Consider the following 22,950-nt stretch of genomic DNA (forward strand, 5'->3'; position numbering starts at 1 on the left):
CGTCACAGCGGGATGTTGCCATGCTTGCGCCACGGATTGTCGAGGCGCTTGTTCTCCAGCGTCTTCAGCGCCCGGCAGATCCGCCGCCGCGTGCCGTGCGGCATGATCACGTCGTCGATGAAACCGCGGTTGGCGGCGACGAACGGATTGGCGAACTTCTGGCGGTATTCCTCGGTGCGCGCCGCGATCTTGTCAGCGTCGCCGATGTCGGAGCGGAAGATGATCTCGACCGCGCCCTTGGCGCCCATCACCGCGATCTCCGCGCCCGGCCAGGCATAGTTGACGTCGCCGCGCAGGTGCTTGGACGCCATGACGTCGTAGGCGCCGCCATAGGCCTTGCGGGTGATGACGGTCACCTTGGGCACCGTCGCCTCGGCATAGGCGTAGAGCAGCTTGGCGCCGTGCTTGATGATCGCGCCGTATTCCTGCGCGGTGCCCGGCAGAAAGCCCGGCACGTCGACGAAGGTCACGATCGGGATGTTGAAGGCGTCGCAGAAGCGCACGAAGCGCGCGCCCTTGCGGCTGGAATCGATGTCGAGGCAGCCGGCCAGCACCATCGGCTGGTTGGCGACGAAGCCCACCGTCTTGCCGTCCATGCGGCCGAAGCCGACCACGATGTTGCCGGCATATTCGGGCGACAGCTCGAAGAAGTCGCCCTCGTCGACGACCTTCAGGATCAGCTCCTTGATGTCGTAGGGCTTGTTGGGATTGTCCGGTACCAGCGTGTCGAGCGAAGCATCGTCGCGGTCGACCGGATCGTGGGTGATGCGCACCGGCGCCTTCTCGCGGTTGCTGGCCGGCAGGAAATCGACGAAGCGGCGGAGCTGCAGCAAGGCCTCGACGTCGTTCTCGAATGCGAGGTCGCTGACGCCCGACTTCTGGGTATGGGTGAGCGCGCCGCCCAGCTCTTCCTGGGTCACCGTCTCGTGGGTCACCGTCTTCACGACGTCGGGACCGGTGACGAACATGTACGAGCTGTCCTTCACCATGAAGATGAAGTCGGTCATCGCCGGCGAATAGACCGCGCCGCCGGCGCACGGCCCCATCACCATCGAGATCTGCGGGATCACGCCCGAGGCCATGACGTTGCGCTGGAAGACGTCGGCGTAGCCCGCCAGCGAATCGACCCCCTCCTGGATGCGGGCGCCGCCCGAGTCGTTGATGCCCAGCACCGGCGCGCCGACCTTCATCGCCGCGTCCATCACCTTGCAGATCTTGGTCGCATGCATGGCCGACAGCGCGCCGCCAAACACCGTGAAGTCCTGGCTGAAGACATAGACCAGCCGGCCGTTGATCGTGCCGTGCCCGATCACGACGCCGTCGCCGGGGACCTTCTGGCTCTCCATGCCGAAATCGGTCGAGCGATGCTCGACGAACATGTCGAGCTCCTCGAACGAACCGGGATCGAGCAGCACGTCGATGCGCTCGCGCGCCGTCAGCTTGCCTTTGGCGTGCTGCGCCTCGATGCGACGCTGCCCGCCGCCCAGCCGCGCGGCGTTGCGGCGCTTCTCCAGCTCTTCCAGCATCTTTTGCATCTGTCGGTTCCCGGATCGTTGCTATTCGTTCTAGCGCAGGAATCGCTTCTCGTCGTCCTTGACCTTCCCCATGCCCTGGAGGTCGAACACCTCGTCGACCGTCGGGATCTGCGATTCGACACCATGGATGCCGCCGTCCTTGCGGATCTGCGCGAAGGTCTTGCGCATGGCGCCGACCGAGGCGCGGATCGCGTGATTGCCCCAGATCAGCAGGCCGATCTTCTCGAGCTCCTTCACGCGCGCCACGGTCATCTGCGGATACGCCGTCGGCACCAGCGCGATCGGCGCCTTGCCGTCCCACGCCTTCACGAAGGCCTCGATCTCGTCGGGCGTCTTCTGCTTGGAGTGGACGAGGATCATGTCGGCACCGGCGGCCTCGTAGGCCCGCGCGCGTTTCAGCGCCTCGTCCTGGCCGAGGCCTGCGATCAGCGCCTCGGTGCGCGCGACGATCACGAAGTCCTTGTCCTTGCGCACGGAGCGCGCGGCTTCGATCTTGCCCTGGAATTCCTCGATGCGGACCATGTCCTGGCGGCCGCCGGCGATCAGGCTCGTGACCTTGGGGAAGCTCTTGTCCTCCATCACGATCGCGGCGGCGCCGGCGCGCTCATACTGCTCGACCGCATAGAGCACGTTGATCGCATTGCCGAAGCCGGTGTCGATGTCAGCCACCACCGGGATACCCGAGCGCTCGGCCATGGCGCGCGTCATGTCGAGATGCTGGGTCATCGACACCACGCTGACATCGGGCACGCCGTACATCGCCGACAGCTCGAAGCCCGAGGCCCAGATCGCATCGAAGCCCGCCTCGGCGACCAGCATCGCCGACAAGGGGCTGTGCGCCGCCATCGCCTCGACGAGTCCCTTCTTGCCCAGGATCTCCCGGAACGTCGTGCCCATGCCCGTACCAGTGCCCATGCTCATCCTCTCAGTCGTGCGTCGCCGAGCAGCGCGAGGAAGCGCGCCCCGGCATCGAGGTCGCGGCGGATGCCGTCGTGCCGCTGGGTCGCGATCGGGTCCTCGCCCCATCGCTCGATCTGGAACAGCTCGTCGAGCTGCGCGGTGCTGAACGCATCGGCCGCCGACAGCCGGCCTTCCGATACCGCCAGCGCGATCACCAGCGAGCCCGCGACATGCGTGAGGTTGTAGAGCGCCGACAGCGCGAGGTCGCCGTGCGCCGCCACCGCGCCGCGCAGCGCCGCGAGGGCGGCATGCGGCTGCGTCACGAAGGTGGTGCCGCTCGCCACCGCGAGCTCGGCGCCGTAGCGCTCGCGCGCCCAGTCGAGCAGTGGCTGCCAGTGGGTATCCTGGCGCTGCACCAGGCTCGACGGATCGGTCGCGCGATAGCACAGCAGGTCGGAGGCGCCGTACTTGGCGGTGTCGTTGACCACCTGGGTCCGCTGGCTGGTCACCCGATCGAGGCCGGTCGCCGCGAGCCGCGTCAGCGGCAGGTGCGTGACGTTGATCTCGGCCTTCTCGGGCACGTCGCGCCATTCGCCAGCGATCGCGCCGGCCAGCGGCTCGGTCGGCACCACCAGCACCGCCTTGGCGGGCGTGCGCATCGGCCGGCCGTCGAGCAGCACGCGAAAGCCGCCGTCGCCGGTATCGACCGCTGTTTCCTTGTAGAACCGCTTCATCGGCCGAACGCCTTACACGCCGCTGCGCGCGGGCGGAAGGGGCCTAGCGCGACGGCGCGGCCCCCTGGGCCCGCCGGTTGGCGCGTTCGCGCTCGGGGTTGGTGGGTGTCGGCAACTGCGCGCGCAGGCCGGGCCGCATACCGTCGACCCGCGGCGCCAACAGGGCGCAGGCATTGGCGCTGGGCTGCTGCTTGGCGATCTGGTTGTAGCTGCCGGTCAGGCTCGGCACGGCGCCTGCGCCGATCAGCAGCTTGGAAAGGCCGGGATCGAGCGCGCCGGAAACCGCACGGCCCGTGCCGCCTTTGAGCCGGATCGGCGTGGCGAGCGGCACGCCGTGCGCATCGCGCGCCTCGGGGGCGACGATGAACTCCCAGCCCTCGTTGCGCAGCGACAGGTAGCCGCCGCCGATCCAGGTCGCGCGCGGCGTGTCGACCACCAGCCGCCGCAGGTTGGCGACGCCGGCGCCGACCTCGAAGCGGCCCGCCAGGCAGTTGAACGCCGCCCCGCCCTCGTTCGCATTGAGCAGGCGCATCGGCTCGCCGGGCCAGCCGGTCAATCCGTCGGCCGGCCAGGTGCCCTTGGCGAAGCCGAACTCGATCGTGCCGCTGGCGCCGTTCAGCGCCGCCGCGGCGCTGCGGCCGCCACCGCGCAGCTTGAGATCGATGTCGCCGACGGCATCGTTCAGCCCGAGATCGAAGCCCAGCAGCGCGCCGAGGTCGTTCATCGGCACACGGGTCGCGCTGCCGGTCAGCGTCGTCATGCCGTAACGTCCGGCCGGATCGTAGACGAGATCGAAGCTCGCCGAGCCGTTGCCGATCGAAGCGGCGCCGCGGAAGGTGAATCGCTTCTCGCCGGAGGTCAGCGTCACCGAGCCGTTGGCGACCTTGGCCGACAGGCCCGACAGCTCGCCGACGCGCGCGGTGACCGAGAGGGTGTTGCGGCCGAGCCAGCTCGCCGTGAACGGCGTCGACGGCAGCACGCGCCGCGAGGCCGGCACCGCGCCCGCCGGTGCTGCCGGCGCCGGGGCCGCCTTCAGGCCGGCGAGGTCGATCTTGTTGACGTCAACATTGACCGTGATGGTCGACGTGCCGCTGCGGTCGACGCGGAACAGCGCCTCGCCCGTGAGGTCGGACTGGCCGACCTTGAGCTGCAGCACCTCGACCTTGAGACCACTGCGCTGGGTCGAGGCCTTGCTGCTGAGCACATAGGGGCCGCCGCTCGGCAGCGGCAGGCGGACATACGGCCCGAACGCCGCAACGTCCGGCCCCTCGCTGGTGATCTGGAGGTTGGTGCCCTTGCTGCCGACGCTGCCCTTGATCGCGATCTTGCCGCCGCCGAAGCCGCCCTGGACATCGATATTGCCCGGCAGGCCGCGCAGCCAACCGTCGAACGAGCCCAGAGTACCGGCGATCTCCAAGGGCGTGGCGCGCGGCGCGCCGAGCTTCGCCTCGACCTGGAGCGGCTGGTTGGGCGCGTTCGACTTGAAGCTGGCGCTGGCGACGTCGAGCGTCACCAACGGGCGGCCCTGGCCCTCGTTGATGGTCAGCGTCGAATCGCGCACCTCGATGGTGTTGATCCAGGGAAAGGCCGGGTTGGTCTTGATGCGCAGCGAGCGGTTCTCGCCGGCATGCGGGCCCGAGCCGTCGGGCGGCGGCAGCATCTCGAGGTTGGTGTCGCCGGCCTCGTTCTGCTCGACCAGAATGTCGGCGCCTTCCAGGATCACCCGGGAGACCTTCGCCTCGCCGAGGAACAGCGAGAACGGGTCGAGGTACATGGTGATGCGGCGCACCCTGGCGAGCTCGGGCCGCTTCGCCCATTCCGCATTGCTGAGCGTGAGGCCCTCGGCGACCAGCGCCGGCTCCTTGCCGAGCTTCACCGACAGCGGCACCTTCGCCTTCAGCTCGCGCCCGGTGACCTTGCGGATCTGGTCGGTGAGCTTGGCCTGGTAGCGCGACAGGTCGCGGGTGCTGAGCCACAGGATCGTGCCGACCGCCGCCACCGGCACCAGGATCGCCACGATCCAGAGGACACGCCGCCAGGGGATGTGGACGTTGAGCTTCACGCCCGATCACCCGCCGTCGAGAAACCGAACGACTCGAGCGTCCGCTTGAAGTGCGCCGGCGGCTCGGCCTGCAGCTTGAGCGTGCCCTTGCCCGACGGATGCGGCAGCACCAGCCGCCGCGCGTGCAAGTGAAGCCGCCGCGAATCGGCGACGGCCGACAACAGCGCCTCCTCGCCGCCGTACTTGCGATCGCCCAGGATCGGGCAGCCGATCTCGGCGCAATGCACGCGCAACTGATGGGTGCGGCCGGTGCGCGGCCACAGCGCCAGCAGCGCAGCGCGGTTGGCGGCGCGGTCGAGCACCCTGAAATGGGTCAGCGCCTTCTGACCCTCCTCGTGATCGACCTGCATGGTCTCGAGGTCGCGCGCGCCGGGGCGTTTGGCAAGCGGCAGGTCGATCGCGCCTTCCGCGCGCGGCGGTACGCCGACCACGACCGCCCAGTAGAGCTTCTCGGTCTCGCGGTCGCGGAAGGACTCCGACAGCCGCTTGGCCGCCTGGCCGGTGCGGGCGACCAGCAGCAGACCGGACGTGTCCTTGTCCAGGCGATGGACCAGCCGCGGCCGCTCGTCGAAGCCGAAGCGCAGGCCGTCGAGCAGGCCGTCGACGTGGCGCTCGGTGCCCGAGCCGCCCTGCACCGCGAGGCCCGAGGGCTTGTTGAGGGCGATCACCCAGTCGTCGCGATGGATCACCAGGCTCTGGATCTCCTCGCTGTCGCGGGCGGAAAGCTTCGGCGCGGCTTTCGGTTTTGGCGCCGGCGTGGCGGTGACGCCGGGCGGCAGGCGGACGGTCTGGCCGGGCTCGACCCGATCCTTGCCCTCGGCCCGCTTGCCGTCGAGCCGGACCTGGCCGGTGCGCAGCAGCTTCTGCAGAGCGCCGTGGCTGAGCTCGGGGAAATGGCGCTGAAACCAGCGGTCGAGCCGCAAGCCGGCCTCGTCGCCCGACACGGCGCGCGTCTGGACCCGCGGAGAGTCGCTCATAGCGCCGCACTCCCGCATCCGTCATACGGGTTGGCGTTTTGGCCGCGAAGCGGCCAAAAGCGCATTGGTGGCCGAAGGCCGGAGGGGGTTGGCCTCACAGACATTTCGCTCTTTCCCCCTCCCGTACCCTCCCCCGTCAGACGGGGGAGGGGGAATGAGGCAGCGCTCATGGCGCTGAACCTAAGGGACAAGGTAAAAAGCGTCCATGGAATCGGTGTCGTTCGACACGCTCACCTTCGACCATCCGGCGGCGCGCCGGCCTGCGCGCGTGTCGGGCGCGCTGCATCTTCCGATGCAGGCAGATCAACCTTTTCCCTGCATGGTGATCCTCACCAGCAGCGCCGGCGTGCAACGCCATCGCGAGCATTATTATGCACAGGCGCTCAATGACGCGGGTGTCGCCGCCCTGATCGTCGACAGCTTCACCGGCCGCGGCGTGCGCCGCACGGTGGCTGATCAAACCCTGGTCTCGGCGGCGCAGATGGAGGGCGATGCCTTCGCGGCGCTGGCGCTGCTGCGCGCCGACCCGCGAATCGATCCGGCGCGGATCGGCGTCATGGGCGTCTCCAAGGGCGGCGGTGCGACCCTCGCCACTGCGATCGCCGTGCGCCAGCGCTGGCGTGCCGGCTTCGCGCACCTGTTCGACCTGCATGTCGCGATCTGCCCCGGCGCCACCGCCCAGCACCGCGACCCGACCACCCACGGCCGGCCGATCTACTTCATGCTGGCCGGCCGCGACGACTACACGCCGGCGCCGCTCGCCCTGGAATACGCCGAGCGCATGCGCGCGGCCGGCAACCGGCGGATCAGGGTCAAGGTCTATAGCGGCGCCCATCACGGCTGGGAATCGCTCGGCCCGGTGTTCGATATCCGCGACGCCGAGAACTGGTCGTGCTGCAACAACTGGATCGAGGACGACGGTCGCCATTTCGTGATCGCCGCCGGCCGCGCCATGGCCGAACCGGAATACCAAGCCTGGGCACGTATCCATTGTGTCACCCGCGGCGCCCGCGCCGGCGGCGGCACGGCGGCGCTCAAGGGCCGCGCCACCGCCGACCTGCTGGCCTTCCTTTCGACCCACGGATTCGGCGTGACAAAACCGCCACAGCCCGCGGCGATTCGCGAGGACGATATCGTCTCGGCGTGAGTCCGGCCGGCATCGCGGCTAGAGTCTTTCGCGTGATGCGGGTGGTACTTTTCAGCGCCCTCGTGGCGCTTTTCGCTCCCCTGGTGGGAGCCCTTCCTTCCTTTGCCGCCGACGACCCTTTCTGGACCGCGCCGCGAGCCGCTGCGCTCCTGCAGGCGATTCGGGCGGCCGGCGACCACGGGCTCGAGCCCGACTGGTACAATCCCGAGCTGGTCGAGAAGGCCGGCGCCGCCGGCAACGAAACGGTGCTGAACGACGCCTTCGTGCTCTATGCCAGCGACCTCTCGACCGGCCGGGTCAACGCCAACCGCGTCGACAAGGACATCGACATCCAGCAGCGCAAGGTCTCGCGCGATGAGCTACTGAAGGCTGCCGCCGCGGCGCCCGACTTCGCGGCGTACCTCGCCGCGCTGGCGCCGAAGGGCGACTACCCGGCGTTGCAGAAGGCGCTGGCCGACCTGCGCAAGCAGCGCGCCTCGGCGGCCTACACGCCGCTGCCCGGCGGCGACCTGCTGAAGCCTGGCATGATCGACGCCCGCGTGCCTGTATTGCGCAAGCGGCTCGGCGAGCTCGGCCTCACGGTGCCGGAGCTGCCAGCCGGCGCGGTCGCCGAGCTGTACGACGATGCTCTCGCGACGGTGGTGAAGACCTACCAAGAGACCAAAGGGCTGACCGTGGACGGCGTGATCGGCGTCAACACCACGCGCTCGCTCAACACCTCGCTCGACGACCGCATCCAGCAGGTGATCGCCAACCTCGAGCGCCGGCGCTGGCTGCCCGAGGACCTCGGCAGCCGCTACGTGCTGGTCAATGCCGGCGACTATTCGATGGTGTTCGTCGACGGCGGCCAGAAGGTGTTCGAGAGCCTGGTGATCGTCGGCACGCCCAAGGATCCGACGCCCGAGATCCAGTCGACGATGTACGGCTTCCAGACCAACCCCTACTGGACGGTGCCGCAGTCGATCGCGGGCGAGGAGTACCTGCCGCTGCTGCGCCGCGATCCGACGGCGCTCGCCAGGGGCGGCTTCAAGATCTTCTCGAGCTGGAGCGACAACGATTCCGAGCTCGATCCCGGCAGCGTTGACTGGAACGGCATCCATGCCAAGGCCTTCCCCTACCGCATCCGCCAGGAGCCGGGCGCGAGCAACGCGCTGGGCTACATCTTCTTCGGCTTCGCCAACAAGTACGGCATCTACATGCACGACACGGCGAACCGCTGGCTGTTCACCGAGGGCAGCCGCAACTTCAGCCACGGCTGCATCCGCCTGCAGAACCCGCTCGACTTCGCCGAGAAGGTGTTCAAGGGCCGGCCGGGTTTCGACAAGGCGCGGGTGCAGCAGGTGATCGCGGCGGGCCAGCAGGCGCACTATGGCTTCCCCGAATCGGTGCCCCTGCACGTGACCTATCGCACGGTCGGCATCGGCAGCGACGGCGCGGCTGTGTTCCGCGACGACGTCTACGGCCGCGACCGTCGGGTCGTCGCCGCGATGGCCAAGCCGCGCAGCTAGAGCGATTTCCGAGCAGATGGAACCGCTCGCGGTTCCATCTGCTCGGAAATGCGCGCACGGGGGTTGTCGTTGCAGCAGGCATATTCCGTTCGGCTGATTCCAGCCGAACGGAATATGCTCCAGGCACCGACCGGACTGCCACCGGCTGCCAATCAGACTGGCAGCGCTTCGTATCAGGCAGGCCAACGTTTTTGCCCATTCCTGCCACCCCCCCCGCAGCCGCGCCCGCCCCTCGCGAATTTTCGGCCCGGAAATCAGGGCGCGAATCCCGTTCCATTGCCCATAATGAGGGTCGCCCGGGCTTAACCACAGCCTGACTGACGCTCAGAGGGGCCGCTTGCGGCCCCTGACCATGGCGGCCGGCAGGTTCTCCTTCCAGATCACGCTCATGGCCACGACGGCAAGCACGTGCACGGCGACGGCGGTCATCAGCAGGTCGGCGAGCACGGTGTGGACCTCCTCGATCCGCTCGTCGCCCCAGAACATGTCGAGCCGGCTCATCCAGCCGCTTACCATCAGCAGCAGCACCAGGATCCAGAGCAGCCACACCATCCAGAGGCCGAGCGGATCGTGGCCATGCGAGCGCGGCGGCTTGCCGGCAAGGAGCTGGCGGACATAGAGGCGCGTCTCGGCGATCGACGGCTTCAGGCTATGGCCGCGGAGCGCGGCCCAGCCGAGCCGCAGCAGGACGACGACGGCCGCTCCATAGCCCACCATGCGATGGGCGTAGCCGCCGTCATCGTAGACGAGATCGAAAATGACGAGGCCCGCGAGCGTCCAGTGGCACAGCCGGACGACCGGGTCCCAGGCCGGCAAGGTCAGCCCTTGATCTCGGCCTTCACGACTTCGAGCGTCTTGGTGTCGAAGTAGATCTCGACCTTCTTGCCGTCCTTGTTGCTGCCGTAGATCTCGTAGCAGTTGCCGTCGATCTTGAACTTGTCGATCTTGTAGCCCTGCGCGACGATCTTGGCCTGCGCGTCGGCCTCGCTCATCCACTCGGCCTTCGGATTGGCCTTGCAGTTGGCCCCGGCGAAAGCGGCGGTCGGAAGCGCGGCCGCCACGACGGCGGCAATGACGATGCGGATCATTGAGCGAGTTCTCCCTAGCAAGGAACCCTGCCTTTAAGAATGATTCGCACTACACTGTCAATGCGATTGCGACTTAGTCACGAGTTCGTGCGCCGCTTGTCCCGCAATTTCTTCCAGTATTCCAAGCGCTTGAGGATCTCGCGCTCGAAGCCACGCTCGACCGGCTGATAGAACGCCTCGCGCGCCATGCCGTCGGGGAAGTAGTTCTGGCCGGAGAAGCCTTCCTCGGCATCGTGGTCGTACTGGTAGCCGCTGCCGTAGCCGATCTCCTTCATCAGCTTGGTCGGCGCGTTGAGGATGTGCATCGGCGGCGTCAGCGAGCCGTGCTCCTTGGCCGAGCGCTTGGCGGCGCCGAACGCGACATAGCCCGCGTTCGATTTCGGCGCCGTCCCGAGATAGATCACCGCCTGGGCGATCGCGAGCTCGCCCTCGGGCGAGCCGAGCCGGTCGTAGGTGTCCCACGCCGCGAGCGTCTGGGTCAGCGCATTGGGATCGGCCATGCCGATGTCCTCGACCGCGAAGCGCACCAGGCGGCGCGCGATGTACTTGGGATCCTCGCCGCCATCGAGCATGCGCGCGAACCAGTAGAGCGCCGCATCGACATCCGACCCGCGCAGCGACTTGTGCAGCGCGCTGATCAGGTTGTAGTGCGCCTCCTGCGCCTTGTCGTAGAGCGGCGCGCGCTTCTGCAGCAGCGTCGCCAGCCGCGCCGGCGGCAGCGGCCCCTTCTCCTTCAGTTGCGCGAGCTGCTCGGCCAGCGTGATCAGGTAGCGGCCGTCGCCGTCGGCCATGGCGAACAGCGCCTGCCGGCCCTGCGCGTCGATCGGCAGCTTCCTGCCCAGCGCCTCTTCGGCGCGCTCGAGCACGATATCGAGCGCCGCATCGTCGAGCCGGCGCAGCACCAGAACCTGGCAGCGCGACAGCAGCGCGGCGTTCAATTCGAACGACGGGTTCTCCGTGGTCGCCCCCACGAGCGTGACCGTGCCGTCCTCGACGTACGGCAGGAATCCATCCTGCTGCGCTCTGTTGAATCGATGGATCTCGTCGACGAACAGCAGCGTGCCCTTGCCGTCCTTGCGCCGTTGGCGCGCCGCCTCGAACACCTTGCGCAGGTCGGCGACGCCGGAGAACACCGCCGACAGCGGCTCGAAATGCAGGTCGACCGATTCGGCGAGCAGGCGGGCGATCGTCGTCTTGCCGCATCCCGGCGGGCCCCACAGGATCGACGACGCGAGCTTCTTCGCCGCCAGCATCCGCCCGAGCGGCCCCTCGGGCCCGAGCAGATGATCCTGGCCCAGCACATCCTCAATCGACCTCGGCCGCAACCGCTCGGCCAAAGGCGTCGGGGCAAGCGAGGCAAAGAGCTCAGCCATTACACCCTACCCCTCACCCTGAGGAGCGCCCGCAGGGCGCGTCTCAAAGGGTGGGACCAGTCAAGCTGGTGCATGCGGTGTCTTTCTCTTCGACAGAAGTTGGATCACGGCGAAGTCTCCACGAATAAGAGCTTCCTTCTTCGCTCGCGACCAACCCTTTAATTGACGTTCGAAAGCGATCGCATCGGTGATGGCCTCGAACTGCTCCGCCCAAACAAGAACGACCGGCCGACGGGTCGAAGTGTACCCGCCGTAGACACCTTGGTTGTGCTCGCCGACACGACGTTCCAGTCCGAGACGCGCCGAGCCAACGTAGTAGCTGCCGTCGGAACGACGAAGCATGTAGACGTGGGCGCCAGGCTCTTCCTTCATCGGTCCTTCGCGTTGCCACCCTTCGAGACGGCCCTTCGGGCCTCCTCAGGGTGAGGTGTACTCACCGGAACTGGATGGTCGAGACCATGCCGTCGCGGGCGACGCCCATGCTCTGGACGCCGGCGGCGATGCGCCGCTTGAGGTCGGCGACGTTCTTCACGTCCTGGCCGTTGATCGCGCTCACCATGTCACCCGCTCGAAGGAAACGCGCGGCATAGGAGCCGGGCTGCACCTCGATTACCGCGACGCCCGGCTTCCATTCGACCAGGCCCATCTCGTCGGCCACCGCCGGCGACATGTTGACCACGGTCGCGCCCGACAGCGGCTGGCGGCCGTCGAGGGCCGAGCGCTCGCGCAGCGGCTTCTCCGGCGGCGCCGCCAGCTCGACCTCGAGGATCACTTCCTTGCCGGCGCGGATCACCTTGACCGGCACCCGCTCGCCGGCCGCCAGCGTCGCTAGCCGGAAGCGCAGGCTCGCCTCGTCGTCGATCGGCATCTCGCGCAGGGCGACGATCACGTCGTTGCGCTTGAAGCCCGCCGTCTCGCCCGGGCCCTCGGCATAGACATCCTTGACCACCAGGCCCGCGGGCCGCGGCAGGTTCAGGCCGGCGGCGATATCGGCGGTGACGCGCTGCATCGAGATGCCGAGCCACGGCCGTACGATGCGCCCGCCGTTCTCGCCGATCGCCACCATGCGCGCCACGATGTTCGACGGCGTGGCAAAGCCGATGCCGACCGAGCCGCCGCTCTGCGAGTAGATCGCGGTGTTGATGCCGATCAGCCTTCCGTCGAGGCTGACCAGCGCGCCGCCCGAGTTGCCCGGATTGATCGCCGCGTCGGTCTGGATGAAGAAGCTCGAATCGTTGACGCCGCCCGCCGAGCGGGCGAGCGCCGAGATGATGCCGCTGGTCACCGTCTGGTTGAGGCCGAACGGGTTGCCGATCGCCAGCACCACGTCGCCGACCTCGATCGAATCGGAATCGCGCAGCTCGATGTGGGGGAACTTGTCGCCCATGGTATCGATGCGCAGCAGGGCGAGGTCGTAGCGCTCGTCCTGCGTCACCAGCTTGGCGTCGAACTCGCGGCGGTCGGACAGCACCACGCGGATCTCGTCGGCACCCTTCACGACATGGGCGTTGGTGACGATCAGCCCGTCGGCCTTGACCAGCACGCCCGAGCCCAGCGAGTTCTGCACCCGCTGGCCGTCCTGCGGCATGCCCGGGAAGGGGAACGGCAGACGGCGCTGCACCCGGGCGGTGGTCGTGGTGTAGATGTTGACGACCGCCGGCGACACCTTCTTGACCACCGGGGCGAACGAGTAGGCGAGGTCGCTGCGGCTGGTCGGCAACGGCTGTGCCCCTGCAGCCGGGACGAGCCCGAGACCGAGCCCCACCGCCAGCACCGCCGCCATCACGCCCCGACGCATCACGCCTCCGCCATTGTCCGTCCGGCTGGCATATGCATTGCAGCAGCCCCCGGCAAGCCAATCATAAGGGGAGTGCTTGCCATGAAATTCACCCGCCGTACGGTCCTCGTCGCCGCAGCCGCGAGCCTGGCGGCCCCGGCAGCTTCCACGACGGTGAGGGCCAGCCCCGGCTGGCCGGCCAAGGGCACCATCCGGCTGATCGCCACCTTCCCGCCGGGCGGCACGGCCGACACGATCTCCCGCATCCTGGCGCCCAAGCTGTCGGCGGCGCTCGGCACCCAGGTGGTGGTCGAGAACAAGCCCGGCGCCGGCGGCACCATCGGCTCGGACCTCGCCGCCAAAGCGGCGCCGGACGGCTACACCCTGGTGATCTCCCATGCCTCGCCGCTGGGCATCGCGCCCGGAATCTACCCAAAGCTGCCCTACGACGTGGTCAAGGACTTCAGCCACATCAGCCTGATCGGCCACACGCCCAACGTCCTGATCGTGCCGGCCGCCTCGCCCTGGAAGACGCTGGCCGACTACCTGGCTGCGGCCAAGGCCAGGCCCGACGAGATCGCCTTCGGCAGCTCGGGCATCGGCTCCAACACCCATCTGATGGGCGAGCAGCTCTCGGCGCTGGCCGGGATGAAGCGGAAGCACGTGCCCTACAAGGGCTCGGCGCCGTCGCTGCAGGACATGCTGGCGGGCAACATCCCCTCGATGTTCGACCCGATCACCACCAACGTGCCGCACATCAACGCCGGCAAGGTGCGGGTGCTGGCGATCAGCTCGGAGAAGCGCATCGCGATGTATCCCGACGCCCCGACCTTCGCCGAGCAGGGTTTAGATGACCACCTCGACCTGGGTCGGCGTCTCGGGACCGAAGGGTCTTGCCCCTGAGGTTGTCGCCAAGCTGCATGCCGAGCTCTTGAAGGCCTACCAGGCGCCCGACGTCACCGAGCGCTTCAAGGAGGTCGTGCTGCTGCCCGAGGACAAGCCGATGACGCCGGCCGAGTACGCCACCTTCGTCGGCGCCTTCGCCGCGATCTGGACCAAGGTCAGCAAGGACGCCGGCATCTCGCTCGAGATCGGTTAACCACACCTCGAGTAGCCGCAGTTGAGGCAGATGTCGCAGCCTTCCTGGTGGGTGAGCGCCGCGGCGCCGCAGTTGGGGCACTGACCCATCTTCGCGGCGGGTCCGCCTGATCCGTCCGACGGCTCGCGCGCACCGGCGGCGAGCGCGAGCCGCGCCTCGGCCGCCTCCGCGATGCCCGGCGCATCGACCGGGCTGAGGAAGCCGATCTCGATCAGGTGGCGCTCGATCACGCCGCCGATCGCGGCCAGCAGCGAGGGCACGTAGCGGCCCTCCATCCACTGCCCGCCGCGCGGGTCGAACACCGCCTTCAGCTCCTCGACCACGAACGACACGTCGCCGCCGCGCCGGAACACCGCCGAGATCATGCGGGTCAGCGCCACCGTCCAGGCGTAGTGCTCCATGTTCTTGGAGTTGATGAAGATCTCGAACGGCCGGCGGCGGCCGTCCTGCATGACGTCGTTGACGGTGATGTAGATCGCATGGTCGCTGCCCGGCCATTTGATCTTGTAGGTCTTGCCCGGCAGGTCCTCCGGCCGGTCGAGCGGCTGGGCGATGTAGACCACCGAGTCGCGGCTCGCGACACTATCGTGCGTCGCCGGCACCGGCAGCGCCGCACGCGGCGCCTCGACCACGGCGGTGATGGGCTTCACCTCGAGAACGGCGCCGGTCACCTCGTTGGGCCGGTAGGTCGTGCAGCCCTTGCAGCCGGTCGCGTAGGCCTCCTCGTAGACGTGCTTGAAGGCCTCGAAGGAGATGTCCTTCGGCAGGTTGATGGTCTTGGAGATCGAGCTGTCGACGAACTCCTGCGCCACCGCCTGCATGGCGAGGTGATCGTTGGGCGTGAGCGTCTGGGCATCGACGAAGACGTCGGCCGGCGGCTCGGCCGTGCCCTTGAGCCTGCGCCACAGGCGGAAAGCGTGATCGTCGACGCTCTCCTCGCGCCGCGTCCCATCGGGCTGCAGCACGTGGCGGACGTGACTGAAGGCGAACACCGGCTCGATGCCGGACGAGACGTTGTCGGCGAGCAGCGAGATCGTGCCGGTCGGCGCGATCGAATTGAGCAGCGCGTTGCGGATGCCGTAGCGCGCGATCGCCGAGCGCACCTCCTCGGGCAGCGCCTTCACCGTCTCGCCGGCGAGATAGCGCGCGCGGTCGTACATCGGGAAGCTGCCCTTCTCCGCCGCGATGTCGGCCGAGCCGAGATAGGACAGCCGCTGCACCGCGGCCAGCCACTGGCGCGTCAGCCGCACCGCCTCGGTCGAGCCGTAGCGCACGCCGCAGAAGATCAGCGCATTGGCGAGGCCGGTGACGCCGAGGCCGATGCGGCGCTTGGCCTTGGCCTCGCGCTCCTGCGCCGGCAGCGGGAAGCGCGACACGTCGACCACGTTGTCCATCATGCGCACGGCGACCGGCACCAGCTTCTCCAGCGCCTCCATGTCGAGCTTGGCCTGCGGCGTGAACGGATCCTTGACCAGCGCGCCCAGATTGATCGAGCCGAGCAGGCAGGCGCCATACGGCGGCAGCGGCTGCTCGCCACAGTTATGGACGTAGAGGCCATTGGCATCGAACGCGTTGATGCCCGGAATCTGGACATCGTAGACCTCGGCCTCGCCATCCGGTTCGACCGCTTCGACTTCAGCGACGAACCTCTCGCGATTGAGCTTGCGCCGGTATCCCGTCAGCAAAGCCTGCAGGCCACATGCCTTGTCGTGATCGGCAAATCCAATCTGCTCCGCGAACAATCCGACTCCTTCACCCGAAATCACCAGTTCATGCTGAGCGGCAATCTCGCAGAGACGCAGACCGCCCTTTCCATCCGGCATCGGCCGTTGACCGGCCGGACGGCGCTCGCGGTAGAGCGTCGAAGCGATCCCCAGGCGCAATAGCATGCGCTGAACCGCTTCAAGCACGGCCAGATCGCTCTGGCTCAAGCGAACGCTGACGCCTTTGGCTTGCGTGCCCTGCACCGATCCGTCGCTGTCGAACAACCCTCGCAAGAAGCCACGATGGAAATTCGAAGAGGTCCCTTCAATCGCGGACGTGATCGTCTTCCGTCCGGGAGCCATGCCGACGTCGCGCGCCAGGGCCTTCACCGCGCCCAGTGCCAACCGCCATTCGTTGCGCCCTTTGACCTCGATCCATCCTGTGAAGTCCGCTCGATGCGGGAGCGTCCAGGCAGCGGCCATGGCCGCTTCCATCACGCCATCGACGCCGGCGCGGCCGACATCGCCGTTGGCGACCTGCGCCGGTCGCCAGACGCTGATGACCGCCTTGTCATCCTTCAATGTGCCGTCGCCCAACAGCAGACCGAGCAAATAACCTTCGGACTCATTTCGAGGTCCTGACCATTGCGCGGCGTCGCGGTGATCGTGCAGGACGATCTTGTCGCCCGCTCGAAGTTCGCCGGCCGCGACCCATTCAAGCTCCTTCGTCCAACGCGTCAGCTGCGCGACTCTGCGCACGCGATGGTCGGACGTGAGGCGTAGGCCATACCCTTCCTTGGTGCGCAGCCGCACCACGGACTTCAGGCCGGTCGAAAAGAAGCCGTCGATCGCGCCGGCAAAACCTTTACCGTCGACCCGGGCGACGAAAGGCCGGCCGACGAGATCGCGCACCTGGCGCGGCCCATCAGTCGTATGCACCCAGGTTTCGGCCGTGACACACGGGTTGGTCGCCTGGATCGATTCGCAATAGTAGAGGTTGTTCCGCTTGTTCACGCGATCGATGAAGATCACGCCGGGCTCGGCATAGTCGTAGGTGGCGCGCATGATGCGTTCCCACAGGGCGCGCGCCTTGACCGTCTTGTAGACCTTGCCGCCGAACACGAGGTCCCAGTCGGCATCGTCCCTGACCGCCTGCATGAAGGCGTCGGTGACCAGCACCGAGACGTTGAACATGCGCAGCCGCTTCGGATCGCGCTTGGCGTCGACGAAGGCCTCGATGTCGGGATGGTCGCAGCGCAAGGTCGCCATCATCGCGCCGCGGCGGCTGCCCGCGCTCATGATGGTGCGGCACATCGAATCCCAGACATCCATGAAGCTGAGCGGCCCCGAGGCGTCGGCGCCGACGCCCTTCACCGGCGCGCCCATAGGCCGGAGGGTCGAGAAGTCGTGCCCGATGCCGCCGCCCTGCTGCATGGTCAGCGCGGCTTCCTTCACGTTCTCGAAGATGCCGGCCATGTCGTCGGGGATCGACCCCATGACGAAGCAGTTGAACAGGGTGACGGTGCGGCCGGTGCCGGCGCCGGCGATCACCCGCCCGGCCGGCAGGAACTTGAAGCCCTGCAGGGCCTCGTGGAACCGCGCGGCCCAGGTCTCGGGGTCGCGCTCGGGTGTGGCCAGCGCGCGGGCGACCCGCCACCACGTGCCTTCGAGATCGGCATCGCCAACCCCCGAGCCATCGCGGAACCGGTATTTCATGTCCCAGATGCGCTGGGAAATCGGTGCCCAATCCATCCCCTAAAGATAGGCGGAATCGCCGGTTTTCAACAAGTGTTCTTTTTTCGTTCCCGCCCTAGGGATTCCGCAGTTATCCCCTAGGGACATGTAGGCGGATTTGGCCTACAATAGGCAGATGCGGGCATTCCCCTTCGCAACGACTATCAGTGTCCTCATCGGGGCCGGCGGCTTGGGAGCGCAGCAATTGCTAACCGGGCCGAAATGGGAATGGCTGTGGCCATGGGTGATGTGGGGCGGCTTTGGCACAGCGCTGTGCCTGCTGCTCGCCGCGGCCCTTCTCTACTTTTTTGGACGGGCCCAGCGCCACGATCTGGCTAGCGGAGCGGCAACAGTTGCGTCGGGCTCTCAGAGCGCTGCGGTTGGTGGCGATAATAACGGCGTGATAGTCGCGGGCAACGCAACAGTAAACGTCCTTCGCGACGACGCCACGGTGCTTTGGAGCGCGTGGGACCAGCAAGGATTGGAATACGTGAGGCCCCGCGTTAAGCGAGAAGACCTAATTGCCGCCCTCCAAGAAATCGAACGGGATTATCCGCAGCAATGAACCTACGTGACGCACGGAAGAAGAAACGGTTGGACCACTTCATGCGCGAGCGGGACGAAACGCCGACGCGCGACGATGCCAGCGAGCGCTTTCAGCGCCTCACACGCGCGATGGCACTAGGGACGGCCGGCGAAAAGCCCAAAGCAAAATCTCGAACATCACGTAAGGCTGCTTCCGAAGATTGAAGCGGTACTCGAACTCACCGAGGTATTTGTCCAAGTGCTTCTGCGACACATGAATGTAGGTGCCGTTGATCCCGCGCTTAAGCTGCGCCCAGAACGCCTCAATGGTGTTCGTGTGGATGGGGCCGCGAACGTACTCGCCCTTGGAATGGTTGACCGACGCATGCGGGTAGCCGTTGGTCGGCAGCGCGTCGTAGATCGCATTGTCGTCCGTCACCACTCGCGCGCCCGGAACCAGCATGCGGCGCAGCTTCGGCAGAACGGTCATGCCGCGCCGATCCGGAACCACGTCGGTCTGGACTTCGCCGCCGCGCTCGACCGCGCCGATCACGATGTGCTTGTCGTCCTCGCCCAGCTTGTCCTTGCCGCCGATGAACGTCTCGTCCGCCTCGACGATGTTGCCCAGCCCGCCGAGCGGCGCGTTGCCGTCCGCCTCCGCCATGAACTCCCTGATCTTATGGCCCATGCGGAAGGCGCACTTGTAGGTCACGCCCAACTGCCGCTGCAGCTCCTTGGCCGCCACGCCGTTCCGCGAGGCGCAGAACAGGTACATGGCGAAGAACCAATATTGCAGGGGCGTCCGCGACTTGTGGAAGGGCGTCCCGACGCACGGGTACAGGTGCAGGCCGCAGTATTCGCACTCGTACGCCTGCCGCGCCTTGATCCGGTAGTAGTGCGCCGACTTCTTGCAGCGGTCGCAGATGTGGCGCTCGCCGTAGCGGGCGCGCATCACATGATCGAGGCAAACGTCGTCATCCGGGTAGATCGCGAAGAACTGGCGGATGGTCATGGGCTTCGGCTTGGCCATACCCATCTATCTAGTCCTTGGGGCTACATGCGTCAAGGGGATAATTGCGAGGGATTCTCCACCAACCGCGCCGTCGCGCCTTCGATCTCGCCGCGCAGCCTCTCCATGAAGGCGTCGCGCGGCAGGCCGGGCGGGATCGGCGGCAGGATCTCGAGCGTGAGCGTGCCCGGCCGCTTGACCCACTTGCGGCGCCCCCAGAACAGGCCCGAGTTCAACGCCATCGGCACCACCGGCACGCCGAGCTGGCGGTAGAGCGCGGCGGTGCCGACCTGGTAGGGCCGCTGGTCGCCCGGCGCCACCCGCGTGCCCTCGGGGAAGATCACGATCGAGCGGCCCCCGGCGATCACCGCCTTGGCCTGCTTGACCATGCCGCGCAGCGCCGCCGCGCCGTCGCCACGCGCCACCGCGATGTTGCCGGCACGCGCCATCGCCCAGCCGACGACCGGGATGAACAGCAGCTCGCGCTTGAGCACGACGGCGATGTCATCGAACAGCAACGTGAAGGCGAGCGTCTCCCAGCTCGACTGGTGCTTGCAGGCGATGATCACCGGCCCTTTGGGCAGGTTCTCGGCGCCGACCACCCGGTGCGTGAGACCGACGGTCACGCGCAGCCACCACAGCACGAAGGCGATCCACAGCCGCGCCCAGGCGACGACCCAGCGGCGCGGCGCGAGCAGCAGCGGCATGCCGACGATCGCAAGGACCGTCGAGCCCAGGTACCAGCCCCCATTGAAGGCGAGAGAACGCAGCCAGAGACCGGGGCTTGTCATTGCTTGTCGGTCCAGTATTGGTGGCATAATGTCGAACAGCAAGCCTATGTGGTGGGAAGCCCGCTCCCGGTAATCATGGTCGTCACCTGTCCCAATTGCCGGGCGCGCTACGCCGTCGATCCGCAGAAGATCGGGTTCGCGGGCCGCACCGTCCAGTGCGCGCGCTGCAGCCATCGCTGGTTCGAGAAGGTCGCGAGACCGCCGGCCGCGCCTACGCCTACGCCGGCCGCCGAGGCCAAGCCTGCGCCCGAGAATGCGGCGGCAGCCGAAAGCTCGGCTGCGGCGGAGAGCGCGGCGACGTCGGAGAGCGCAGCGGCCCCCGAGGCTGCGGCGACGTCCGAGAGCCCGTCGGCGCCCGACCCCGAACCCATTCCCGAAATGGTGATCCGCCCGACCACCCGGGGCGCCGCGCTGCCGGTCGTGATCCCGCCCAAGGTCTCGGTATGGCGCCGTGTCGCCATCGCCGCGGGCGTGGTGCTGCTGCTGGTCGGCGGCGGCATGTTCGCCTTTCACGACGAGATCGCGGCTCTGATCCCCGCAGAAGAGCCGGCGGCTCCGGCGACCGCCGCCGCTACTGCTCCCGCCCCTGCTCCTGCCAAGCCAACCATGCCGCCGGCAGCGTCGCCGCGTCCGCAGCTCGAGATCGATCTGGCCAAGAGCAAGATCGACGTCGTCGACGGCCGTTACGTCGTGCGCGGCGAGGTGGTCAACAACGGCACCACGGCCGGCTCGACGTCGCAGCTGCGCGTCACCTTCAAGCGCAACGACGACGTGCTGGGCGAGAAGACCTTCCCGCTGGTCGAGGGGCCCTTGCAGCCGGGCAGCCGGGCGAGCTTCAGCCAGGTGCTGGAGGACCCGCCGGCCGGCACCACCGACATCGTGCCGGTGATCGAATGACAACCGACCGCCCGCAGGTTTCGATCCGCATCTCGGCCGCCGAGATCGCCACCCGGGTCGACGAGATGGCGGCCGACCTCGCCCAGCAGCTTCCGGCCGACACGCTGGTCGTGTCGGTGCTGAAGGGCAGCTTCGTGTTCGCCGCCGACCTGATCCGGGCGCTGAGCCGCGCCGGCGCCAACTGGTCGATGGATTTCCTGACACTGTCCAGTTACGGCACCGGCACGGAGACCAGCGGTAATGTGCGGGTGGTGCGCGACATCGTCGACGACGTGCGCGGCCGCGACGTGCTGCTGGTCGACGACATCCTGGAATCCGGCCTGACGCTCAGCTTCGCCAAGAACCTGCTGAAGGAGCGCGGCGCGCATCGCGTCTGGGTGTGCACCCTGCTCGACAAGCGTCACAAGCGGCGCGCCCCGCTCGAGGCCGACTTCACCGGCTTCCAGGCGGGCGACGAGTTCCTGGTCGGCTACGGGCTCGACTGGGCGCATCGCTTCCGCGGCCTACCCTATATCGGCGTGGTCGAGAAGACCGCCTCGTAGGTCTTGTGGTCGGGCCGGGCCTGGCCCGCCAGATGTGCAACCGCGCACCCCATGCCGACGTTGCTCGGGGGCCATGATCTTTCCCAGCCTGAGCGACACCGAGCGGGCCGCCCTCGAGGAGATGGCGGCGCACGGGGCGACGCGCGAGCTGGCCACGCCGGTGCGCGGCCGCCTCGCGCTCTACAAGCTGATCGACGAGACGCCCGAAGGCTGGAAGATCACGCCGCTCGGCCGCCAGGCCCTGCAGGCGGCCCCCTCCGCCGCCTCGCCCGGCCAGCCTCCGCGCAAGGAAGGCCACTCGCCCGACCACGAGCGCCACTACGGCAAGAAGACCCGCGACACGTCCTGGTTCGGCTGATCCGTTGAGGAAAGAAAGCCCGCCCCGCGGGGGAGACGACGGGGCGGGCTTCGCTCTGTCAGGGTACGGGTGCTCACTCCCGTACGTCCTGTCAACGCCGCCCCGGCGCCGGTTGTTCCCGGCCGTCTTGCGCCGGCCGACGCAGCGGACCATGTCCTTGCCATGGCCCTCGGCACCCCGCGCCTGACCTTCGGCGAACTCGCCCGCGAGCAGCTCGAGATCGAGGTCACCTGCCCCAACTGCAGCCACCGCAAGGTGATCGACGGCGATGCCCCGGCGCTGCGCCACCGCCTGGTCGCCGGCGCCCGCTTCCGCTGCGAGAAGTGCGGCTCGGTGGGACTGCCGGAGCTGGGCAAGCACCGCCTGTGGGCGCAGCGGCTGGCCCGGCACGGGCGACGGGAGACCGGTAGCGGTTAGAGCATATTCCGTTCGGCTGGAATCAGCCGAACGGCATATGCCGGTGCGGCAAATGCCGGTTACAAACTGATCACATCTCCGTGGGCGGGCTTCGTAGAGACGGTCGCGATGATTGCGCGGCCGTTTCAAATACCGGCAGAAGGCCGCTTCGATGGCGGTCGAGTGAGGCGACGACCCCCGCCGTCAGGTACCCGCATCACCGCAGGGAGATATGCACGGCGACACGCAACCTCGGCGATGATCAGTCGATCTGCAGCAACTCGCACTCCGCGGAGGGCGTTGGTCGGTTTTAGCAGCAAAAACGGAGCCAGGCACTGTGCCACTATTCTACAGGTGGACGCTTAGAGTGCTTCTGATCGTATCGCTGTTTCTTCTTGTCGTCACTCTTCTGGACATTTGGCCGACTGGCCGCTCCCCGAGTTGGATGGAGTTTGCCGGCATTGGCATTCTCGCGTTCGCCACCTTGAGTGTCGTTTTTTGGGCGATAGGCACCTGGATCGGCGACACTGACAGCGCCGCCGGCACGGATGCCTCATTGCGCGCGGAAGAGGAGGCCGGCTTCCGCGATCGCACGGCTCCCATTGCAGGGCGGTCATCAGGACGAGCGCCGTTTCGATAAGCTCTTCCAGCTTCTCCACGCGCTCAACCGGCTGGACACGTTGAAGGATCAGCCGCGCGTCGGTTCAGCCGCGCCTCATCGAATCGGGTTTCTCAGGAACAGCGGTGGTGACCGTTCGTTATCCGGCAGAGGGAGTGCGCGCGAGCTTTCGCGTG

Annotated in this window: 23 protein-coding genes; 10 read left to right on the forward strand and 13 right to left on the reverse strand. The window is 67.6% G+C overall.

Annotated features, from left to right (window positions below):
* Nucleotides 1-2 precede the first annotated feature (2 nt).
* Genes J0J01_RS01020 through J0J01_RS01040 form a run of 5 tightly spaced genes read right to left on the reverse strand, consistent with a single transcriptional unit; the run spans nt 3 to nt 6,208 of the window.
* Nucleotides 3-1,535 carry an acyl-CoA carboxylase subunit beta gene (locus J0J01_RS01020; protein WP_296378265.1) on the reverse strand — a complete coding sequence of 511 codons (1,533 nt, stop codon included), beginning with the start codon at nt 1,533-1,535 and terminating at the stop codon, nt 3-5.
* A gap of 30 nt (nt 1,536-1,565) precedes the next feature.
* On the reverse strand, nt 1,566-2,450 hold the full coding sequence (locus J0J01_RS01025; protein WP_296378266.1) for a phosphonopyruvate hydrolase: 885 nt from the start codon (nt 2,448-2,450) through the stop codon (nt 1,566-1,568).
* 2 nt (nt 2,451-2,452) lie between these two features.
* A complete protein-coding gene (locus J0J01_RS01030; protein WP_296378267.1) occupies nt 2,453-3,169 on the reverse strand; it encodes an ATP12 family protein in 717 nt (238 codons plus the stop codon).
* 43 nt (nt 3,170-3,212) lie between these two features.
* Nucleotides 3,213-5,231 (reverse strand): AsmA family protein, encoded by a 2,019-nt coding sequence (locus J0J01_RS01035; protein ID WP_296378268.1) that lies wholly within the window; start codon nt 5,229-5,231, stop codon nt 3,213-3,215.
* Nucleotides 5,228-6,208, reverse strand: coding sequence for an RluA family pseudouridine synthase (locus J0J01_RS01040; RefSeq protein ID WP_296378269.1), 981 nt, complete (start codon nt 6,206-6,208; stop codon nt 5,228-5,230). Before J0J01_RS01040 ends, J0J01_RS01035 begins: the two co-directional genes overlap by 4 nt.
* A 205-nt stretch (nt 6,209-6,413) precedes the next feature.
* On the opposite strand from J0J01_RS01040, the gene J0J01_RS01045 reads away from it, so the two are divergent.
* Both J0J01_RS01045 and J0J01_RS01050 read left to right on the forward strand, forming a co-directional pair.
* A complete protein-coding gene (locus tag J0J01_RS01045; protein WP_296378270.1) occupies nt 6,414-7,355 on the forward strand; it encodes a dienelactone hydrolase family protein in 942 nt (313 codons plus the stop codon).
* An 83-nt stretch (nt 7,356-7,438) separates the two neighbouring features.
* Nucleotides 7,439-8,863 carry a L,D-transpeptidase family protein gene (locus J0J01_RS01050; protein WP_296378271.1) on the forward strand — a complete coding sequence of 475 codons (1,425 nt, stop codon included), beginning with the start codon at nt 7,439-7,441 and terminating at the stop codon, nt 8,861-8,863.
* 324 nt (nt 8,864-9,187) lie between these two features.
* Here J0J01_RS01050 and J0J01_RS01055 read toward each other — a convergent pair whose 3' ends face one another.
* The 5 genes from J0J01_RS01055 to J0J01_RS01075 form a co-directional block, all read right to left on the reverse strand.
* Nucleotides 9,188-9,679, reverse strand: a complete 492-nt coding sequence (locus J0J01_RS01055) for a cytochrome b/b6 domain-containing protein (protein ID WP_296378272.1) — start codon at nt 9,677-9,679, stop codon at nt 9,188-9,190.
* Between the two features lie 2 nt (nt 9,680-9,681).
* Entirely contained in the window at nt 9,682-9,951 is a 270-nt protein-coding gene (locus J0J01_RS01060) for a PepSY domain-containing protein (RefSeq protein WP_296378273.1), read from the reverse strand.
* 77 nt (nt 9,952-10,028) lie between these two features.
* Nucleotides 10,029-11,324 carry a replication-associated recombination protein A gene (locus tag J0J01_RS01065; protein ID WP_296378274.1) on the reverse strand — a complete coding sequence of 432 codons (1,296 nt, stop codon included), beginning with the start codon at nt 11,322-11,324 and terminating at the stop codon, nt 10,029-10,031.
* Between the two features lie 60 nt (nt 11,325-11,384).
* Nucleotides 11,385-11,696 carry a GIY-YIG nuclease family protein gene (locus tag J0J01_RS01070; protein ID WP_296378275.1) on the reverse strand — a complete coding sequence of 104 codons (312 nt, stop codon included), beginning with the start codon at nt 11,694-11,696 and terminating at the stop codon, nt 11,385-11,387.
* Nucleotides 11,697-11,757: 61 nt separating this feature from the next.
* On the reverse strand, nt 11,758-13,122 hold the full coding sequence (locus tag J0J01_RS01075) for a Do family serine endopeptidase (protein ID WP_296378469.1): 1,365 nt from the start codon (nt 13,120-13,122) through the stop codon (nt 11,758-11,760).
* Between the two features lie 81 nt (nt 13,123-13,203).
* Here J0J01_RS01075 and J0J01_RS01080 point away from each other — a divergent pair, with 81 nt between their 5' ends.
* Both J0J01_RS01080 and J0J01_RS01085 read left to right on the forward strand, forming a co-directional pair.
* Nucleotides 13,204-14,004: a tripartite tricarboxylate transporter substrate binding protein gene (locus J0J01_RS01080; RefSeq protein WP_296378276.1), complete on the forward strand. Its 801-nt coding sequence runs from the start codon at nt 13,204-13,206 to the stop codon at nt 14,002-14,004.
* Complete coding sequence (locus J0J01_RS01085) at nt 13,952-14,200, forward strand: tripartite tricarboxylate transporter substrate-binding protein (protein ID WP_296378277.1); 249 nt, start codon at nt 13,952-13,954, stop codon at nt 14,198-14,200. Before J0J01_RS01080 ends, J0J01_RS01085 begins: the two co-directional genes overlap by 53 nt.
* Here J0J01_RS01085 and J0J01_RS01090 read toward each other — a convergent pair.
* Nucleotides 14,197-17,655 (reverse strand): LAGLIDADG family homing endonuclease, encoded by a 3,459-nt coding sequence (locus J0J01_RS01090; RefSeq protein ID WP_296378278.1) that lies wholly within the window; start codon nt 17,653-17,655, stop codon nt 14,197-14,199. The genes J0J01_RS01085 and J0J01_RS01090 overlap by 4 nt on opposite strands.
* Nucleotides 17,656-17,773: 118 nt before the next feature.
* Here J0J01_RS01090 and J0J01_RS01095 point away from each other — a divergent pair, with 118 nt between their 5' ends.
* Nucleotides 17,774-18,202, forward strand: a complete 429-nt coding sequence (locus J0J01_RS01095; RefSeq protein WP_296378279.1) for a hypothetical protein — start codon at nt 17,774-17,776, stop codon at nt 18,200-18,202.
* A gap of 99 nt (nt 18,203-18,301) precedes the next feature.
* On the opposite strand, the gene J0J01_RS01100 is transcribed toward J0J01_RS01095, so the two are convergent.
* Nucleotides 18,302-19,192, reverse strand: coding sequence for an IS1595 family transposase (locus tag J0J01_RS01100; RefSeq protein WP_296378280.1), 891 nt, complete (start codon nt 19,190-19,192; stop codon nt 18,302-18,304).
* 32 nt (nt 19,193-19,224) lie between these two features.
* A complete protein-coding gene (locus J0J01_RS01105) occupies nt 19,225-19,962 on the reverse strand; it encodes a lysophospholipid acyltransferase family protein (RefSeq protein ID WP_296378281.1) in 738 nt (245 codons plus the stop codon).
* 75 nt (nt 19,963-20,037) lie between these two features.
* On the opposite strand from J0J01_RS01105, the gene J0J01_RS01110 reads away from it, so the two are divergent.
* The 5 genes from J0J01_RS01110 (at nt 20,038) to J0J01_RS01130 (ending at nt 22,795) form a co-directional block, all read left to right on the forward strand.
* Nucleotides 20,038-20,859 carry an MJ0042-type zinc finger domain-containing protein gene (locus tag J0J01_RS01110; RefSeq protein ID WP_296378282.1) on the forward strand — a complete coding sequence of 274 codons (822 nt, stop codon included), beginning with the start codon at nt 20,038-20,040 and terminating at the stop codon, nt 20,857-20,859.
* Entirely contained in the window at nt 20,856-21,401 is a 546-nt protein-coding gene (gene hpt, locus J0J01_RS01115; protein ID WP_296378283.1) for a hypoxanthine phosphoribosyltransferase, read from the forward strand. The genes J0J01_RS01110 and hpt overlap by 4 nt, the downstream gene beginning before the upstream one ends.
* Before the next feature lie 73 nt (nt 21,402-21,474).
* Nucleotides 21,475-21,759, forward strand: coding sequence for a hypothetical protein (locus J0J01_RS01120; protein WP_296378284.1), 285 nt, complete (start codon nt 21,475-21,477; stop codon nt 21,757-21,759).
* Between the two features lie 162 nt (nt 21,760-21,921).
* The gene (locus tag J0J01_RS01125; RefSeq protein ID WP_296378285.1) at nt 21,922-22,176 is read left to right on the forward strand and encodes a hypothetical protein; all 255 of its coding nucleotides are present in this window, start codon (nt 21,922-21,924) and stop codon (nt 22,174-22,176) included.
* Nucleotides 22,177-22,522: 346 nt separating this feature from the next.
* A complete protein-coding gene (locus tag J0J01_RS01130; protein WP_296378287.1) occupies nt 22,523-22,795 on the forward strand; it encodes a hypothetical protein in 273 nt (90 codons plus the stop codon).
* Nucleotides 22,796-22,950: the final 155 nt, after the last annotated feature.

Origin of the sequence: Reyranella sp. (genome assembly GCF_017305915.1) — a bacterium.
In the GTDB taxonomy this organism is placed as follows: domain Bacteria; phylum Pseudomonadota; class Alphaproteobacteria; order Reyranellales; family Reyranellaceae; genus Reyranella.

Excerpts from the sequence above, each read along its gene's own strand:
- J0J01_RS01020 (WP_296378265.1), bottom strand. The coding sequence starts at position 1,535 with ATGCAAAAGATGCTGGAAGAGCTGGAGAAGCGCCGCAACGCCGCGCGG.
- J0J01_RS01025 (WP_296378266.1), bottom strand. The coding sequence starts at position 2,450 with ATGGGCACTGGTACGGGCATGGGCACGACGTTCCGGGAGATCCTGGGC.
- J0J01_RS01030 (WP_296378267.1), bottom strand. The coding sequence starts at position 3,169 with ATGAAGCGGTTCTACAAGGAAACAGCGGTCGATACCGGCGACGGCGGC.
- J0J01_RS01040 (WP_296378269.1), bottom strand. The coding sequence starts at position 6,208 with ATGAGCGACTCTCCGCGGGTCCAGACGCGCGCCGTGTCGGGCGACGAG.
- J0J01_RS01045 (WP_296378270.1), top strand. The coding sequence starts at position 6,414 with ATGGAATCGGTGTCGTTCGACACGCTCACCTTCGACCATCCGGCGGCG.
- J0J01_RS01060 (WP_296378273.1), bottom strand. The coding sequence starts at position 9,951 with ATGATCCGCATCGTCATTGCCGCCGTCGTGGCGGCCGCGCTTCCGACC.
- J0J01_RS01065 (WP_296378274.1), bottom strand. The coding sequence starts at position 11,324 with ATGGCTGAGCTCTTTGCCTCGCTTGCCCCGACGCCTTTGGCCGAGCGG.
- J0J01_RS01070 (WP_296378275.1), bottom strand. The coding sequence starts at position 11,696 with ATGAAGGAAGAGCCTGGCGCCCACGTCTACATGCTTCGTCGTTCCGAC.
- J0J01_RS01075 (WP_296378469.1), bottom strand. The coding sequence starts at position 13,122 with ATGCGTCGGGGCGTGATGGCGGCGGTGCTGGCGGTGGGGCTCGGTCTC.
- J0J01_RS01080 (WP_296378276.1), top strand. The coding sequence starts at position 13,204 with ATGAAATTCACCCGCCGTACGGTCCTCGTCGCCGCAGCCGCGAGCCTG.
- J0J01_RS01085 (WP_296378277.1), top strand. The coding sequence starts at position 13,952 with ATGACCACCTCGACCTGGGTCGGCGTCTCGGGACCGAAGGGTCTTGCC.
- J0J01_RS01090 (WP_296378278.1), bottom strand. The coding sequence starts at position 17,655 with ATGGATTGGGCACCGATTTCCCAGCGCATCTGGGACATGAAATACCGG.
- J0J01_RS01095 (WP_296378279.1), top strand. The coding sequence starts at position 17,774 with ATGCGGGCATTCCCCTTCGCAACGACTATCAGTGTCCTCATCGGGGCC.
- J0J01_RS01100 (WP_296378280.1), bottom strand. The coding sequence starts at position 19,192 with ATGGCCAAGCCGAAGCCCATGACCATCCGCCAGTTCTTCGCGATCTAC.
- J0J01_RS01105 (WP_296378281.1), bottom strand. The coding sequence starts at position 19,962 with ATGACAAGCCCCGGTCTCTGGCTGCGTTCTCTCGCCTTCAATGGGGGC.
- J0J01_RS01110 (WP_296378282.1), top strand. The coding sequence starts at position 20,038 with ATGGTCGTCACCTGTCCCAATTGCCGGGCGCGCTACGCCGTCGATCCG.
- hpt (WP_296378283.1), top strand. The coding sequence starts at position 20,856 with ATGACAACCGACCGCCCGCAGGTTTCGATCCGCATCTCGGCCGCCGAG.
- J0J01_RS01120 (WP_296378284.1), top strand. The coding sequence starts at position 21,475 with ATGATCTTTCCCAGCCTGAGCGACACCGAGCGGGCCGCCCTCGAGGAG.
- J0J01_RS01125 (WP_296378285.1), top strand. The coding sequence starts at position 21,922 with ATGGCCCTCGGCACCCCGCGCCTGACCTTCGGCGAACTCGCCCGCGAG.